Origin of the sequence: Segatella baroniae B14, from assembly GCF_022024235.1 — a bacterium.
Lineage (GTDB): Bacteria > Bacteroidota > Bacteroidia > Bacteroidales > Bacteroidaceae > Prevotella > Prevotella bryantii.
The window spans coordinates 2,295,691-2,313,772 of the sequence record NZ_CP091799.1 but is presented as its reverse complement, the minus strand read 5'-3'; the positions used below and the strand labels follow the sequence as shown (position 1 = coordinate 2,313,772).

At 42.9% G+C, this 18,082-nt stretch carries 9 protein-coding genes; 1 reads left to right on the top strand and 8 read right to left on the bottom strand.

All coding sequences use genetic code 11. From position 1 onward, the window contains the following. Nucleotides 1-49: 49 nt before the first annotated feature. Genes L6469_RS09750 through L6469_RS09740 form a run of 3 tightly spaced genes read right to left on the bottom strand, consistent with a single transcriptional unit; the run spans nt 50 to nt 5,425 of the window. Nucleotides 50-3,076 (bottom strand): DUF6298 domain-containing protein, encoded by a 3,027-nt coding sequence (locus tag L6469_RS09750; RefSeq protein ID WP_006282198.1) that lies wholly within the window; start codon nt 3,074-3,076, stop codon nt 50-52. 4 nt (nt 3,077-3,080) lie between these two features. Further along, entirely contained in the window at nt 3,081-3,674 is a 594-nt protein-coding gene (locus L6469_RS09745) for a DUF3826 domain-containing protein (RefSeq protein ID WP_006282199.1), read from the bottom strand. A gap of 11 nt (nt 3,675-3,685) precedes the next feature. Further along, on the bottom strand, nt 3,686-5,425 hold the full coding sequence (locus L6469_RS09740) for a polysaccharide lyase (protein WP_006282200.1): 1,740 nt from the start codon (nt 5,423-5,425) through the stop codon (nt 3,686-3,688). 204 nt (nt 5,426-5,629) lie between these two features. Between L6469_RS09740 and L6469_RS09735 the strand changes: the two genes are divergently transcribed. Then, a complete protein-coding gene (locus L6469_RS09735) occupies nt 5,630-8,290 on the top strand; it encodes a hypothetical protein (protein ID WP_006282201.1) in 2,661 nt (886 codons plus the stop codon). A gap of 454 nt (nt 8,291-8,744) precedes the next feature. Here the strand turns inward: L6469_RS09735 and L6469_RS09730 are convergent, their stop codons facing one another. The 5 genes from L6469_RS09730 to L6469_RS09710 form a co-directional block, all read right to left on the bottom strand. Further along, nucleotides 8,745-9,875, bottom strand: a complete 1,131-nt coding sequence (locus L6469_RS09730; protein ID WP_006282202.1) for a hypothetical protein — start codon at nt 9,873-9,875, stop codon at nt 8,745-8,747. A gap of 173 nt (nt 9,876-10,048) precedes the next feature. Beyond that, nucleotides 10,049-12,235, bottom strand: a complete 2,187-nt coding sequence (locus L6469_RS09725; protein ID WP_039870262.1) for a RagB/SusD family nutrient uptake outer membrane protein — start codon at nt 12,233-12,235, stop codon at nt 10,049-10,051. A 33-nt stretch (nt 12,236-12,268) separates the two neighbouring features. Next, nucleotides 12,269-15,580 carry a SusC/RagA family TonB-linked outer membrane protein gene (locus L6469_RS09720; protein WP_074802941.1) on the bottom strand — a complete coding sequence of 1,104 codons (3,312 nt, stop codon included), beginning with the start codon at nt 15,578-15,580 and terminating at the stop codon, nt 12,269-12,271. Between the two features lie 23 nt (nt 15,581-15,603). After that, nucleotides 15,604-17,115: a DUF4992 family lipoprotein gene (locus L6469_RS09715; RefSeq protein WP_081456345.1), complete on the bottom strand. Its 1,512-nt coding sequence runs from the start codon at nt 17,113-17,115 to the stop codon at nt 15,604-15,606. Between the two features lie 63 nt (nt 17,116-17,178). Next, the gene (locus L6469_RS09710) at nt 17,179-18,066 is read right to left on the bottom strand and encodes a sugar phosphate isomerase/epimerase family protein (protein ID WP_039870979.1); all 888 of its coding nucleotides are present in this window, start codon (nt 18,064-18,066) and stop codon (nt 17,179-17,181) included. Between the last annotated feature and the right edge of the window lie 16 nt (nt 18,067-18,082).

Here is an 18,082-nt window from a genome sequence, read left to right as displayed (position 1 = left end):
CCCAACAAATCCGAAGATTCATTGGGGACTTATATAATTAACCTCTAATTTAGTTTTTTGCTTTCCACCAGTATACACCTTTCTTGTCAAGATATTTTTTCATATTACTACGTATACTATTCTTTAAAAGTAGAGTCATATCACCTGTCTTTTCATCAATCTGATACAGAGAACCAGAAGCTGATGATAACCGGTTTATCAGGTCGGCATTGCCTTTCTCTAGATAGAATACGGCATCACCCTGACGATTAGCCATCATACTATTGCCTTCTTCATGATAGGTCGGCTGCATAGAAGCAACCGATTTGAGGAAGGCTGTATCTGTAACAGGGAGATTTGGACAAGAGCCACCAGCCATCAATACAGCCCAGGCCATTTGTGGATAACCCGATGCATAATACACGACAGCCTTGTTTGGATAAGCTTTACGATATTCACTTACCCCACGATAGACATGATCGAAGGTTATCTTACCCGTACGGTTTTGGCGCTGGAACTGACGAGGTGCCAGATTCAAGCCACCACCCGGCTCATAGAGTCCTTTGGCATGATAATACCACTGTTCAATATTGATAATATCCACCACTTCACTTCTGGCTTCATCTTGCAGAATAGCATCCTGTACATCCTTATTAACAGCCAGAGCTACCATAGCCTTTTTACCACGCTTGGCTTCCCACTCCTTAACAGTATCCAACCAAAATTGTACAAAAGCAAGTGGTCCTGTAAACTCTTCACCGATAGAATGGATGACATTCGGCTGATCGGCAAACGCATCTAATACATCCATGATATACTTCTGATGCAGATGCTTACGAACAGGATCTGTCAGGTCATAGAAGTAATCAGCCATAAAGATACGTTTATCACCTGTAAAAGGAACGGGCTCTGGGAATCCTGTATGATTGATATTATTAGCTGTACGCCAAGGACAGTCTACCCAGTGAGCACCGGCTTCTAAGATATTATGTTGAAAATAGTGTTGGTTCATGAGGAGTAATCCTTGTGAAGCACCCTTCTGGGCAAACTCGTTCAGACGGGCATAATACCAAGGATTGAGGCGTTCCATATCATATTTGCTCAGACCATCCCATGCTTTTCCTTCACCACTGCGGGCTTGTGGCTGCTCATAGAATGGGCCCCACACATCACCATCACGACGACGAACACGCTCATGGTCATCTCGACGGCGATCGTACCACAAACCATAATTCTGCGCATAGAGTACGGTATGACTGTTGACCATCTTCTGGATAACACTATCCACACGGTCTGTGCGCCCATCACCCTCCATACCTGGTACAAAACGAGTCAGACCATATGGCAGTTTAGGGAAGGCTGAATATTTTACGCGTCCGTTCCACCAAGGTGAATTATGACGATTACCCACTACAAGGGCATGATCCATGACGAGTTTACCATTCTCGATAGCAAAAGTATGATTCACCTGATTGATAGGTTGCTCATCTTTAATGCGATCTACAGCAAGTGCACCCTTTGCAGATACAGATGCCGTAAACTGTGCACTATCAATCCACATATCCATCGTCATACGAGGCTGGTGTGCTTCGCGAGCCATTTGTTGAGCTACCTCTATTGGTGGATTGCTCGAAGCTCCCGTATTACGCACATAGGTACGGGTAATCGATGAGACGTCATGCCCCAGGCGCTTACCTAATTGCTGTGCGAAAAGGCTCCATGGCTTCACATGGTTATTCAGCTCATCATAATAACCTGTACCCGAGAACTGTGCCCACGAACCATAGACATAATTAGCCGAGCCATCTGGCAGACTATCAGCCTGAATCGCAGCAGCAGAACACTGATAAGCTGTACTGTTGGCAGTATTCCAGCCTGTACCATATTTCTCTAAACGAAGATTACCCATACGGATATCATCGCCATCAATATCAACGATATCAAAGAGTAACCCCGTAGCCCAAGAACCGATACTACCGCTAAACCCATGCGAATTGCGACTTTCACACTGTACAAAGGCATTAGGACCGGCAGCTACTATACCTGCAGCAAAATCGTTGATACCCTCTTCTGAATACAAACGTTGGAAAAGACATTTTTCTCCAAAGGTGAGGAAGGTACGACGACGATAACCTCCTAATTCGGATACAGGATGCTTAGAAGTACAGTCTTCTACGGTAATCTGTGAACCACTACGTTGAACGACAACAGCTGAACCCGATAGATTTCTGAAATCGACAAGACGTACCCAGCAATCTTTAGCATGGGCGATATACACACCATTCCAGGCATGGTCTTCGTCCATGGCATACTTAGTATGATAAGCTGACTGTATCGTGAGATTTTCTACACCTGCATTCACGATTCGACCAGACCAACGATACAAAAGCACCTTACTGTCTGCGTCAGAAGCCTGAAGTTCCATACTCAGAGGAGCATCAAGGGTAACTTGATTTCCTTGAACATGGGTCACCGTACGGCTCCATTCCACATCTGCCTCGCCCGGATGCCAGCCCCAGTAGCCCATATCCTTACCACCACCGAAACTTGCACATTGTAGCTTGTTGATCCAACTCTGAGTAGACGGGCGATAAACGACGACCTCTGTGCCTGCTTTGATTTGGCTGAGCGCCTTACCCGACAAGGATAGTTGCTTATTACCTAAAGCCACAGAACCCGTAATGGCCAAGGTATCTGTAATCTGTCGGTTGTCTTGTCCCTCTACATAGACTACAGCGCCACGGTCAACCCCTTCTTTCAGCAACACCGTTTTTTGACGGTCTGAACCACGAAGTACAACTCCACTTGCCGATATACGAAGAGCTTTGCTCAAGTGATAGGTACCAGGAGCGAGCAATACTGCTCCACGGAGCCCCGTCTTCTTGTCCATTTTTTGTCGAGCTACATAGTCGAGAGCTTTCTGTATACGAGCACTCTGATCACCTGTTTCACACGACACATACACCTTGACTGGAGCATTAGGGATTGCCTGTTCACACTGGCGATAACCTACATAGCTATAATCTAATGGGAAGGGTTGTGCAGACACCTGCACAACCCCTAAGGCAACTAATACTATAATCAATAACTTTCTCATGAAATTACTTTTTCTGAGCTGCAATACGCTTATTCCAACCTTCGCGCTCTTTATTGAGGTCATAGCCTCGCTGAGAGAGCCAGTTGTTAATACGTCCCTTATACTTGCCAAACCATCCATGTTTAGCTTTTGATGTACCTGCATCTACAGCAAATTCACGGGCCTCTTTCAGCCAGTTGAGTATCTGCAGTTTTTCATTTTCCTTGAGAGAAGGAATCATATCCTGATAGGCCTGATAAGTTTTAGGCACTACACCATATGTCATACCATCTTTCACGGCTTCTATCTCCTTGTCAGAAAGATAATTGCCTAAAGCTGCCGCAAATTCAAAATGGTGTCTATAGAGTTCTGCCTGCAGAGCATCACCCTTCAATTTATCCTCACAATCACTCAGGTAAAAATAACGGTTACAAACGATGTTAACTACATTCTTACGAGTATAGTCGCTGGTCAGATTCAGACCATTAACTATTTTCTCAGATCTACCGAGGATACTTTTTACATAGTCAGCCTTTCTTCCGACACTGTCCAAAGCTACCTGTGCATGAACAGATGTCGAAAGCAAAACTAAACCTATAATAACTAACCCTTTTTTCATATTTGTTCGTCTTACATCAACTTACCCTTTTCGGCAAGTGTATCGTAATTGTTCTTTACATTAGTCCAGTCTACCTTCTTCTTGGTATCGATAGCGTTGATATACTTTTCGATGTTGGTATAACCGTCACCGTTGATATCGCCATTAGCATCAGATGGATCATTAGGATTCAAGCCGTTAGCTACCTCCCACTCATCTGGCATACCGTCGCCGTCGCTATCCTTGTAAGGTTTTACCTTCTTATACTGAGGGAAACCACCCATCTGGCTGATATCTGTGATGATACCAAGCTTATAAGAGTCGTTCTCCATACGGCGATACTTGAAGTAGCCTTCTGCGTTCTGTGACTTCTTTGACAAACCGGTTACATCACCATAAGGATGCTTCTTATCAAACTTCTTAGCGACATAAGGCTTACCGGTACGAACTTCTTCTATGATACGTTCATCGATAATATCACGGCATGGTACCATAGCACCTACGTTGTCGAGTACCTTGTCAAAGGTCTGCTCCTTAGGAATAATGGTCATGTATGGCATAACGAAAGGCTCATTGCTACGCATCAAAGCCTTTACATCGTCACCGATTACACCATCCTTATCAGCGGTCTGGATACCACCATTCCAGTTGTCTGCTGTTACAGCAGCATTACCTTCCATGATGTTACCTTCGGCATAGATACGGCCAAACTGAGGATAAGGGAAGAGGTTCTTACTACGGCTTTCGCTCTTCACAATACGATAAGCAATATTACCTTCCTTAGGTGTAGCAGGACCTGGTTTGTAATAGTTGTTAATGAAGTTGCTCATGGTAGAGAACTCACCACCATCACAAGTACGATGTACCCAGTTATAAACGATGTTATTCACAAAGTTGAATACACCACCCCAACCGATAGAAGGGTTACGACCAGTATTATCAGCCCATACATTACGCATGAACGAAGCATTCTCACCACCAATGGTACTACCGAAAGCATGGTTATAGGTATCGAGAGCCTTAGCAGAAATGGTATTCTGAATAGTTACATTCACAGTTGGCTCTTTGCGCATAGGTTTACCATCGCCCATATCAAACATATGGCGGTAGAAAGAGATATTCTCATCGAGACCCCACTCGCAAGAGCAGTGGTCTATCATAATATTACCAACAGGATTACCACCGAAGCTATCCTCACGGTTCCATACATTGGTATTACCACGGCGGAAACGCATATGACGAACGATAACATCATGTGTATTTACTTGGAATGACTCACCAGAAATCTGGATACCTTCACCGGGAGCAGTCTGACCTGCGATAGTGATATAAGGAGCACGAACAATGATAGGGGTCTTCAGTACGATATTACCCGATACATTAAAGACAACGATACGAGCACCACCCTGTTCACAAGCCCAACGGAAAGAGCCTACACCATCATCATTCAGATTCGTAACGGTAAGCACTTTACCACCACGGCCACCGAAGGTATACATACCACCACCTTCTGCACCTGGGAATGCAGGAATCTTAGCCTGACGCAAATCGTATGGACGGAAAGCCCATGGCACATAAGGACGACCTTCCATAGCTTCTTTCTTTACAATAGGAAAAGCTACAGCCCATGCTGAGTCTGAATGAGCTGTCCACTCCTTACGAAGATTCTCAAACTTTTGCTGAGCCTCATCTGTAATTTGAGGGTACTGTGCCTTCGCTATATTTGGAGCCAAGGCCAGAACACAAGATGCTAAAACTAATTTCTGTTTCATCTTCAGTTAATATATTGTTTTCTGTTTTCTGTCAATAAGACGATAAAGTGTTGTTTTTGTAACCTACATCTTTTTTGTTTCTATTTACTTTTAAATAATATTTCTCTTCTGTTTATCAATAATTCATTATTTTTGTAACCGATAATAATGCTTATCCTAATCATTAATCTATTAACCTTTTCAAAAAAATAACACAAGATTAGCATGAAAAAAATCATCTTGATGACTACTGCTGTCGCAGCAGCTTTATCCGCTCATGCACAAATGATTGATTTTGACCTACCAGGAAAAACGACCATGGGCAAGGATACCGAATTAAATTACACCTCATGGGCCGTACCTCGTGCCTCCAGTGATACCAAGTCGTTCGATAATGGCGTATCGATTACGATTACAGCCGGAGGGGCTGCCTCTGCTGTAGGAAGTAATTGGAACAAGACGTATGTAGAGAGTAAAGGGCTTCGTGTCATCGCTGATGAAGTCGTGGCTTGTAATCTGGTTGATGGTAACATGGTGAAAACGACCGAAGGAAGCTCTTCGCTTATTCTCACCATTACGGGGCTTAGTGCAGGGGCGCATACGCTGAAAGCTTATCATAACAATTCTGACTTAGACCAGTCTATGCCCGATGTAGAAGTTCGCGTTAATGGACAGGTCGTCGCTTCGGGCAAGCCGTTTACTTCTGGCGCAGAGAGTACCATCGAGGCGGGGTCTTCGTATATTACCTTTACGGCCAAAGAGGGTGAACCCGTTGTGATTACCTATGCCACCACTCCTGAATCGGGCAAGACTTACTCTACAACGAGCATGATGCTTAATGGACTCGAATTTGATGTGGCTGCTATGACAGCTACAGATCCTACTCCATCTAATCAAGATTATCATGCCGGACAGGAAGATGGCACGGTACAGTTCTCTTGGACTGCTGCCGTAGGAGCCGTAGCTCATAAATTGGTACTGGGTACCGACTCTGCCGAGGTAGCACAAAGCGATGCGTATCTATATGAAGGTGAGAACACTTCTTTTACACAGACTGGTCTTTCCTCCATGCAACGTTACTGGTGGCGTATAGATGAAGTGGATGCTGAAGGTAACATCTACCGGGGTACACCATGGTCATTCCGCCCTTGTCATTTGGCTTTTCCTGGCGCCGAGGGCTATGGCCGATATGCATTAGGTGGTCGTGGCGGCTCGGTTTATCATGTTACGAATCTTAACAACGACCATAACCCTGGGTCACTGCTTTATGGACTGACAGACATCAGTGAGCCTCATACCATCGTCTTCGATGTATCGGGCATCATCGTTATGGATTTTTCTGCAGTCTTTACAAATCCATATATCACCATTGCCGGACAGACGGCTCCTGGTAAGGGTATCTGTCTGAAGGCTTCTAATGTGAATATCGGTAGCGATAACATCTGCCGATTTATGCGATTCAAGCATGGATATGGTGATACGGGTAATGCTATGGGAATGAGTGGTGCCAACCATAGTATCGTAGACCATACCACGGCTGCTTGGGGTACCGATGAGACGGTATCTGGACGGGGTGCGTTGAATGTATCTTTCCAATATTCAATGATAGCCGAAGCCTTAGGTATCGCTGATCATAAGAATTATTCTGCGGGCACGAATCATGGCTATGCAGCTACTATCGATGGGCGTATCGGTTCATGGCATCATAATCTCTTACTCAACTGTGAGGGACGCAACTGGAGTATGGGGGGTGGTATGGATGGGCAAAATCGTCCTATCGGTGGACTCGATCTCTTTAATAATGTATGCTACAACTGGCATAGTCGTACCACCGATGGTAACTGCCATGCTGTAAACTTCGTGAACAACTACTATAAGATGGGGGCCGATACCAACAAGAAAATTCTCTTCTCGCAAGATTTCGAGGATGCCATAGCTCCGGACGGTGTAGATCAGGCTTACGTAAGTGGTAACATCCGTGAAAATAAGAACCATACACTTACTTACGACAAAAAAGGGGAAACTTACAAGGCTACCGGTAATATACCTACCACTTATAAGTATCTAGTAGACGAGCCTCTCTTTGCTTCTTATGCCACCATTCACACTGCAAAGGATGCCCTCAAGATAGTTACCAGTGACGGTGGAGCAACCATGCCGATGCGCGACGACCAGCATCTCCGTGTCATTCGGGAAGCCATAGAGGGTACCTATACCTATACAGGTTCACGCTCTGGTATCAAGGGGGAAATCGACCATGAAGATGATGCTGGTGGATGGGAGGTATATCCTGAAGAACATCGCTCTGCCGACTTCGATACTGATCAAGATGGTATGCCTAACTGGTATGAAAAAGTTATCAACAGTGATATCAACACGGCTAATCACAATGATGACCCTGATAACGATGGCTACACGCTTCTCGAAGATTATCTCGACTTTATGGCGCATCCTTACCTGATAGTAGCACCTAACGAAAGTAAGACCATCAATATGAAGCCTTACTTCCGTGGCTTCTACGGCTTCAACGGTGAGACTTCTGAACCGGTCTATTCCATTACCTCCAATAGTCCCCTTTTTGTCGCTACCGTATCCGACTCTATCATTACTGTTCAAGCGAAAGAAGAAGGTGGAATCGGCATGATTACAGTTAAGGTTACCGATACCGATGGTGCAAGTTTCGAACAGCAATTAGGCATCGCCATTACAGGTGAAACGACAGGTATTCACACGGTATGGAATGAGGATCAGATTGAAGTTGCCAAACGGGAATTCTTTACGCTAGACGGCAAGAAAGTGGATAAGTTTGACGCTCACAATGTATACGTCATGAAAATTACCGATACAACCGGTAAAGTGTATTCGATGAAGGTCATCAAAAACTAACAAAGCCAAAAGTACACAAGTATTTGAATTTAATTGACATAAACCGTCTTGTAGTTTGCAAATTCGTAGTCACTATGATAGAAGACCTCGAATATGCGAATTTTGAAGCATTTTTGTATTTGTCTGAATATCAATACGTTACAAAAAATCCGTTTCATCGGTTTAATAAATGGGCGACAAAACCCTAGGTCCTAGGGGTCGAAAGCTTAGGGTTAACACGATAAAGTCATAGAGTTTAGCGAATAAAGTCTTAGGTTTCGACCCCTAGGAGCTATGGTTTTGTCGGGAGAGAGCGTCGAGGGGTGGAGAAAATATCAAATAGGCTGACCAAAAGTTGAATATTTTGAGCTAGATGACGATATTTGATGGCCATGTTTTTTTTGATATTTTTTTGAAAGAAAAGAGGGTATTCTGTTTCGACAGAATACCCTCTACATATATGGTGTTATCTAAATTACTTCTGAACGAACTTCTTACCGTTCTGAACAACTACACCTTTGTAGTTCTTGCTAACCTTCTGGCCAGCGAGGTTGTAGATAGGAGCATCCGCATTCCACACCTTGTTGGCATTCGTTGTGATAGCCTCAATTGCAGTGACGTCTTCTTTCTTTGCACCCGGTGTAAATTCAAATCCACCAAAACCAATCTGAGAACTTGGCTGGAAAACCCAATACTCTTCTCCTGCTTTCACATCAAACAACAGATAACCCCAAAAAGGTTGGTTACCCTGTCCTATTACATAAGGATCTGTTTGCGTTGTTCTTGTGGCTTGAATTTGCTCGTTGGTTAGATATTTTCTCTTACCTACTAAACTAGCATCTATGGTTCCCGCATCAACATCTTCCTGCTTCCAATCCTGACCATTGATATAACCTTCAGCAATAAGATTTTGAGCTTTTGCATACTCGCTACTTCCAGATGTTGCATTAACAACAAAAGTCTGTCGATTACCATTATTAACCCATACCTTGACTTTGAAAGCACCATCTACTGAAGACTTGAATGAATAGTACAATCCTGTTATAGGAAGTCCATTTGAACCATCAGCTACATAAAACTTATAAGCTGGACGATAACTTTGTGAAAAAACGCCATCGGTCCAAACCTGTTCTGCGTAAATATCAACATAAGGATTTCCAGTACCTTCTAACGTATAAATAGGCTCCTTGTCACCATTGTTCATACTTTTGTTTTTGCCTCCTAAAGCTGTTGTCTTCCAAGAAATATCATTCCATACAGCACTTTCCATCTGATAATAGGCTCCTGTCGTCACCTTGTCTGGATCATTTGCGTCTTCCTTTTTCACGTCAGAAACCATATTGTTTAGGTTTGGTGTTATACTTGACGGAGTTCTTCCACCTACTGCTGTAACCACAATTCCACTAGCATTGTAAGCAGTAATTACGGATTTGCCATCAACAACATTATTAGCAACTCCACCTGTCTCACCTGAAACTGCAGCAAACTCAGGCGCAAGTTTCATAGCTGTCCCATCATATGTAACAGCATTATAAGTAACTTTCTCCTGAGCATTTACACCCATCGTTACAAGAGCTACTGAAATAAGAGTAAAGATTTTTTTCATAGACTTTTAGTTTAAATTGTTATTAGATTTTTATTTTTCATGATCCTTTATAACTATAAAACGTATTTTACACGAATTATGTCATCACAAATATAGTATCTTTTTCATAAAAAAAAGAAGGCCAACTGAAAAAAAATCAGTTAGCCTTCTTTTTTTAATATTATATTACTGAATTATTCACCAGTAAATGGGTCGAATGTACCTGCTGAACCTACACGGTCTGTCCAACCGATGGTCTGAGGCATATTCAGGTTATTATTCATGGCACCCATAGAGAGACCTAAGAAGTAATAACGTGGAAGATAGTTAATATACAAAGGTATCTTGTTAGAATCATAACTATCACCCTTCTTCTGCTTGTAAACCAGGTTTTCAGTATACCACTTCTTCAACACCTCTTCCTGTGAATGAAGGTCTGACTTGCGAAGGTCGATAGCTGCACAACGCTCTACACCTGCTTTAGTCAATGGGTCTGAATCGTATGTAGTACCACCTACGCCATAAGTATCAGCTGTACGATACTCCATGTTCTCACGACGCTGACCATTCATTGGGGTTACGCCTAACCATGTACAGGTATTTCCACCCCAACCGGTTAGAGTCCATGAAGCTGGAGCACCGTCAATATTCTTGAAGTTTGCACCACCATCGAAAAGCAACCAACGACGCATATCATCGAAACGCTTACCCTCGTAAGCGAATTCAATCTGACGCTCATACAGGATAGCACTCATACAAGCGGCCTGATTAGAAGTAAGGTTGCTCTGCAAACCATAGTTATTCGCTGCAGTATAACCTGCACGGGCACGAATCTTCTTCAACTGCTCTACGGCATAGTCTAAGTCGCCTGCACCGCAAGCAGCTTCAGCAAGATTCAACAAAACTTCTGCATAACGAATCTCTGCATAAGGAGCTGCAGAATAAGCAAAACCTTGCTTCTGGCTTGACTGGAAGTTGTACAGTGGAGAACCATTCACATCGTAATCGTCAGAACGCTTACGAACGTAGATACCACAAACATCACTTAACAAGTTGTCTGCGCCATAGTCGTTACCACTCTCTACGTCACCAGCATCACTGGTATTGGTATACCATACATAGTTCCAAAGCTCGTAGTTCTGGCCGTTGTTATATGATGGGTTATTGGCATTCTGTACTGTAGGATCACCATTATATGCCCAACGTACACCAGGGAAAGCGAAGGTACGATAGAAACGTGGGTCACGGTTCATGAATGGATAGTTATGAATATCGGTCTGTGTAGATGCAGAATCTGATCTTTCAAGCAGTGTATAGTTACTGCTACCTGCAGGAATCTTACCATCAGACATCGGGAACAAGTCTACAAGCATTGCTGAAGCATTGTAACCGCTACCGGTAGTATTCTTTGGACGAATATAACGCTCCCAACTGTTGTTCTTCTGACCGTCACCACTCAGCAGATTATTGTAAAGAGTTACAAACACAGCCTCCTTAGACTGTATCTGAGAGAACTGACCAGCAAAGTCTGAACCATTCACATTATTGCTGGTGGTATACAAGCCGTAACCGCAAGCATCAATAGTAGTAAGGTCTTGCTTCATGGTGTTGTAAGCACTGGTCCAACGCTCTGTATCGTTGGCACGGTTGAAGAGAGGACTGCACCAAAGCATGAGTACACGACCCTTAAGAGCCAGCGCTGTACCTGCAGATACACGACCCCAGTCGCTACCACTCCAGCCACCTTTAGAAGCAAGCAGCTCAGCAGACTTATCCAAGTCTTCTACGATAAACTCAATACACTCTTTGGCTGATGAGCGAGGAGTATAAGAATCTGAAGAAACATCCTGTACCTCCTTAATGATTGGCACACCACCATACCACTTGACTAACTGATAGTAGCACCATGCACGGAAGAAGTATACCTGACCCAGAAGTTCGTTCTTCTGACTTTCGCTGAGCGTACCCTGCTCAATACCAGCGATACAGTCGTTGATATTACGGATACGACCCCACACAGAAGCCTGAATATTATTCAGGGTATTCTGGAAATAGTCTGGGACATTTCCATTAGCTACACTCATTTCCTGCTGAGGGTTAGTAAAGACGGTGAAGCCACTGAACTCCTCAGTAGACTTAGACTGCTCATCCTTTACACCCGTGCAGTTATACTTCCAGTTAGCTTCAGCATTTGCATCAGGCAGACACCAGGCATAGATATCATTGACACGTGCACTTGCACCGGTATAATCAGCATATACTTCAGTTGGGGTCACGTTATCATAGTTTTTCTTCTCCTCCAGAAAGTTGTCGCTACAAGATGACAAGGTCATCGCTGTCATCAGCCCAAGTCCTAGAGTATTAAATATATATTTTTTCATTTGGAATCAGTTTTAATAATTGAACGACTTCTGTTAGAAAGATAAATTGACACCAATGGTGAACTTACGCAAAGTAGGATAGCTACCATAGCTACACATTGGATCAATAAAGTTATCTGGATATGGATTGTAGAAGCTCAACAAGTTCTGTGCTGTAACATTGAAACGAGCAGACTGAATACCAATACCAAGACCTGAAAGCCATGCCTTTGGTACAGTGTAAGCCAAAGTGATACGGCTCAAGGTTACACGGGTATTGCTAATTCTCCAGAAAGAAGAAGCGACAGCATTGATATTGGTATAAGCCAAACTTGGATAATAAGCATCGCGGTTAGCAGCTACAACTACATTACCAGAGCCGTCTGTAATATCCTGATATACATACATATTGTCTACGTTCCAGAATGAAGGCATGTTGCTGGCGTCAATACTAGAATAGTATGGAGAGAGGGCCATAGAAGGCAACAATCCATAGCTACCCCAGCTTGCTTTCAACTGTGCAGTGAGTGAGAAACTCTTGTAACTTGCACTCAGGTTGGTGGTAAAACCATAAGGGTTGCTTGAACGGGTAGACAAACATACCTGGTCGTCGTCCTTGTTTACGATACCATCAGGTTCACCCAAACCGTTAGTACCACGAACATCCTTATAGATTAACATACCTGGACGAACCTCATCCTTAGACAAGCCCATGTAAGAAGTAATGTTGTACTTCTCGAAATACTCATTGATTTCCTGGAAACTACGGAACATACCGAGGCACTGCATACCCCAAACACCGACGTCTGTACGAGAACCACGGGTAATCTGGCGATAGATGTACTCTTCTTCGAAGTCCATATTCAGCACCTCGTTATCAGAGTAACCGGTATTGATACCAATCTTATACTTGAAGTTCTTACCGATCTTATCGTTCCAGTCCAAACCGATCTCATAACCCCAACTATTCAACTCACCCAAGTTAGTAGAAGCACTCTGTGTACCTACTGTACCAGGAATAGTCTGCGCAATGTTCATCAACATCTCACGGTTCCACTCACGATAGTGGTCGAAGGTTACACCCAGACGGTTATCAAGTGTCTTGAAGTCGATACCCAAGTTCATCTTATATACCTTATCCCAGTGGATGTCTGTATTTACAGCTGAGTTATTCTTGTTAATGGTGATACGTTTACTTGATGAGGTAGAAGCGCTTGTACCAAATACGATACCACCGCTGGCATCCTGAGCATAAATCTGCTGCCACTGCCATGGTGAAGCATTATCACGACCGGTCAAACCGAATGAAGCACGAACCTTCAAGAAGTTCACCCAAGGTGCTGCTTTCTGCATCCAGTCTTCTTCACTGATAACCCAACCTGCACTAACAGAAGGGAAAGTTCCCCAGTAGTTCTGTGGAGCAAACTTGGTAGATGCATCAGAACGAAGCAAGAATTCTAACAGATACTTATTAGAATAAGCATAGTTGATACGACCGATGTAAGAAAGAGTACCTGACTCACTTCTGGTAAAGGTCGTATAATTGGTTGTACCCTCTGCTGAGTTAGACTGTCCTGTAGTGAATGAATATGGCTCAGAAACATAACCATATAAGTATTCGCTCTCAGCCTCAGACTTCTCGATAGAGAACAATGCGCCGATATGGTGCTTACCGAAGTCACGGTCATAGTTTACAGTGAAGTTCATCTGATAGTTGTCGGTACGAACCATGTTACGAGACAGGTAGTTACCATTGGCAATCGTTGAACTTACGAAGTTAGAGTCGTCATAGTAAGAAGTAACATCCTCATCACCTACTGGTGTATAGAGGTGGCTGCCGCTACCAAAACGATTCTGCATCTTATATAATGTGTATGAAGAACCATACTCATTATTCTTAGAAGTATTGATACTCTTGGCATAAGAGAACTTCAACTTTAAGCCCTTCAATACGTTGCTCCAACCGAAATCATAGTTCAAGCTACCGTTGATATTCAGGTTAGAAGTCATGGTCTTACTATAGTCACCATTATTCTGAAGCACGTCATAAGCATAATTCTGGATAGAGTTCGCACTTGAATTGCTTACACCATAGCTATAGATATCATAACCATTTACTGATTCTGGGATATAACGAGGACGCATCAACAGGGCACGATAGTCGTTTTCATCATTAGAGCTAACTACCTTAACCAATGACTTATTCTTCTTACCATAGTCGCCTGAAACATTCAAGCTTGCAGAAAGCCACTTGCTGATCTTAGCATCTACACCTGCACGGAAGTTCCAACGGTTATAATCTAATTTACCAAGATTACCATCCTGATCGAAGTAAGAGATACCACCGAAATAGCTTACACGGTCTGTAGCACCACTGATGTTAGCACTATGCTGCTGTGTAAAACCACTTGACCAATACTTATCGAGCAAATCGTAGTTGGTATTCTTCATCGCTGCAAGCTCATCAGCCTGGAACAAATCGGTAGTACGGTTTAAAGAAGTATTGGTAGGGTCAGCACCCGCAATAGCATTATAAAGACGGCCATACTGGTATGCATCAAGCATCTTAGGAGTACTTACAGCATCGGTAATACCGAAGGTACCACTATAGCTGATACGAGGAGCACCCATCTTACCCTTCTTGGTCGTTACGAGGATAACACCATTAGCAGCACGGGCACCATAAACAGCAGCAGAAGCATCCTTCAATACAGAGATACTCTCAATCTCTGAAGGGTCTAGGTTATTGAAAGCCTCAGCACCTAAGTTCTGGCTTGAGTTACCTACTTTTACATCATTAGGATAGATATAACCATCGATAACGAAAAGAGGCTGCTGAGCAGTAGAACCGATGTCGCTCAAAGAGTTAGTATCACGAATATAAATGGTAGCACTCTCACCTGGACGGGCATCACCACCACTCACACTCATACCATTGACCAAACCGCTCAGTGTAGAAGCTAAACCACCTGCTGAGAGATCGGCAACATCGTTCATATCGACTGTAGCAACAGAACCGGTAAGGTGAGCTTTCTTCTGAGAACCATAACCTACGACAACAACTTCATTCAAGTCTGACGCATTTTCCTTCAACTGTAGCTTACCACCAGTAGTATGTACATCCTCATAACCGATGTATGATACCACAACAGACTTGCTACCACTTGGAACAGAAATGGTGTAATTACCTTCCAAGTCTGTAACCACAGCAGTCTTGGTACCAGGTATTTTCACAGTAGCACCGATAACCGGCTCACCATGCTCATCAACAACAGTACCCTGAATCACACGATTTTGGGCCATTGCAGGTACAGCACAAGTAAGTGCCATACCTAAAGTCAATGTCTTAATATATTTCTTTTTCATTTTCCTTGTTTTTTTCAGTTAAATTATTCTGCAGTCAACCAACGTGGGTCACCTGTCTTATAAGACAACTGTTCAGCACCCTGTGGAGTCAGATTACCAGCATCAGGATTAACCAAAGCAGGATCGGTAGTCAAAATTTTACCAGAATCATCGTAAGACTCTACACCTGTTTCTGCAGCACCATCAGCCCAGTATGTATTCAGAGCAAAAGTAGCACCTGACTTATAAGAAGAAGCTGCTTTTTGACCCAAAATACGACGAGCAATGCCACCACCACCAACACAACATTTAACGAAAATATTAGCTTCTACATCAAATGTTGTATTAGACTGACCAACAAAGGCTGAGTAGTTACAGAACTGACCACCAGATATACCTAAGTTATAGAAGGTGTTATTCAAGAAGTTTATACCCTGAGGCTCAGTTGCATCATATCCTGCACGACTAGCACGACCACTATTGTTATACTGGATAACATACTTAACACTAGAAGAACCAGTATTATACAATGAACTGTTCTTAATAGTCAATGTCTTAATGAAACCTGCCTTATAATAGAAATAAGCCTGAGATTCGATAGAAGTGGTATTTGTAGTAAAATGTACTACAGAATTATCCATCAAGAAGTTTTCCAGACAGTACTTCACATTATTGTCGTACATGAACTTATTGTTCACACCTTCGATCTCACAGTTGTTAACATAGATAGCACCATCCTTGATGATATAGTAACCACCTGTACCACCAAGCAAGTTTAAGATTGATGCAGGCGCATCTTTGCTTAAAGAAATAACAGGCTCAGAAGATGCTGAATAATCTAAATAGAGATTCTTCAATGTCATAGCAGCTGCGGTACGAATACCAGCTGTCTCTGATGCCATAATAACCTTAGCTTTATTAGCCTTATTCTGACAACGAAGCATCACCTTATGTGCACCAAAGTCGATAAAGTCTGATAAGGTATATTCAGCACCACCTTCCAAATCGTAAGTAACGATATCAGAAGAATCAGGAATAGCATTCTGAGCAAAATATTCAGTCAAGTTAGTTCCTGCTGGAATAGTAGTATAAGAAGGAGAGAAGGTAGAGAAAGTTACTACTGTAGAGTCTTCTGCGGTAGTATTACCTAATTTCTCATCACCCAAAGTACGGATACTGAAAGAATAATTCGCATCCTCCTCACGGGTTACGGCAAAAGTATTGTTATCCATGAGTGTATCCTTGACCACTACGGGATTGTCAGGATCAGTAACATTCAGTACATGGCAGTTATAGCCACCTGCACCATCAACGATATTCCAAGAGATAACAGTTTTGCTACCATCTGTAGAAGCAGTAATAGTGATATCATCTGCCGAAGGTGATAGCAGTTGGGTGTTAGTGACATCACGCACAAACGATTCGTCTTCATCGAAACCGTCTGTAGCGCATGAGCCCAAAATGAGCGTACTCATTGTTGCCAGGGCAAATGTACCAAACCAACGCCTTGTAATGAAATGATTTCCTTTCATGATTGAACGTTTTAAGTTTAACATTGTTATTATTTTATTATATTTTTCTTTTTGAGTTGTTTTTAAAAAGATTGATTTTCTTCATTTTTAAGGTTTGTCTTTCAGAAATATATTTTTTAAATATTCCACATTTCTCGAGAAATTATAGTTTACATCTCGTACGCGTTTTACATCTCGGCTTCGCTCTACGACAAGCCATCCGCTCCACTTCATTTGATCAAGGGTCTTCTTAATCTTTGGTAAATCTATCTCTGGATCATCTGGAAGATTGACGCTGTCGGTATTCGTCGCATGAATCTGAATGATACGGTCTTTCCCCAACTTTTTCAGTTCCTTGCAGATATCTCTGTTGTTATCGGCCGCATCCTGAAAATTATAATAGATCTTGATACCATCGCTCTTGATTTCCTTCAACAGTTGGATAGAAGCCTTGGCATCCAATTGGGTACGAATACCCACCGTAACCCCCTCCGCCTTAGCCATTTCACCAATATCGTGAAGATAGGCCACAAGCGTATCGCGTTCAGCCCCTTTCTGCTTCCAGCCGTTACCACTACCACCCAATGGCAGAAAGGCAACCTGAGCATGAAAAGCCTTCATGGTCTGAAAACAATCACGAAGTAAGTCTCTATAATTCTGACGTTTGATAAGATTTTGGGCAAAGAAACCACTCATCGCTATAGATGGCACCTGTACACCCAAAGAATCGGCAGTATGACTGAAGACACGAGCATCTTCAGCATTACGGAAACGATTCTCAAAAAGTACACGTTTGCCTAAAGGCCCCATATCCACCTCTACACCATCAGCACCCACCTCACGGGCTTTACTGAATTCGCCAAGTTTCTGTCGCTTAAGAATCATCCAATCGCATACAGCAACCTGATAGCGCGGGGTATTCTGCGCTTCTACAGGGATTACAGGCATCGACATCAATGCCGATAATGCAATTAGCTTTATAGACTTTACAGTCATTAGGTCAAAAGTTATA

Coding starts and splice junctions, on each gene's coding strand:
- L6469_RS09725 (WP_039870262.1), bottom strand. CDS start 12,235: ATGAAAAAATATATATTTAATACTCTAGGACTTGGGCTGATGACAGCG.
- L6469_RS09730 (WP_006282202.1), bottom strand. CDS start 9,875: ATGAAAAAAATCTTTACTCTTATTTCAGTAGCTCTTGTAACGATGGGT.
- L6469_RS09710 (WP_039870979.1), bottom strand. CDS start 18,066: ATGACTGTAAAGTCTATAAAGCTAATTGCATTATCGGCATTGATGTCG.
- L6469_RS09735 (WP_006282201.1), top strand. CDS start 5,630: ATGAAAAAAATCATCTTGATGACTACTGCTGTCGCAGCAGCTTTATCC.
- L6469_RS09740 (WP_006282200.1), bottom strand. CDS start 5,425: ATGAAACAGAAATTAGTTTTAGCATCTTGTGTTCTGGCCTTGGCTCCA.
- L6469_RS09715 (WP_081456345.1), bottom strand. CDS start 17,115: ATGTTAAACTTAAAACGTTCAATCATGAAAGGAAATCATTTCATTACA.
- L6469_RS09720 (WP_074802941.1), bottom strand. CDS start 15,580: ATGAAAAAGAAATATATTAAGACATTGACTTTAGGTATGGCACTTACT.
- L6469_RS09745 (WP_006282199.1), bottom strand. CDS start 3,674: ATGAAAAAAGGGTTAGTTATTATAGGTTTAGTTTTGCTTTCGACATCT.
- L6469_RS09750 (WP_006282198.1), bottom strand. CDS start 3,076: ATGAGAAAGTTATTGATTATAGTATTAGTTGCCTTAGGGGTTGTGCAG.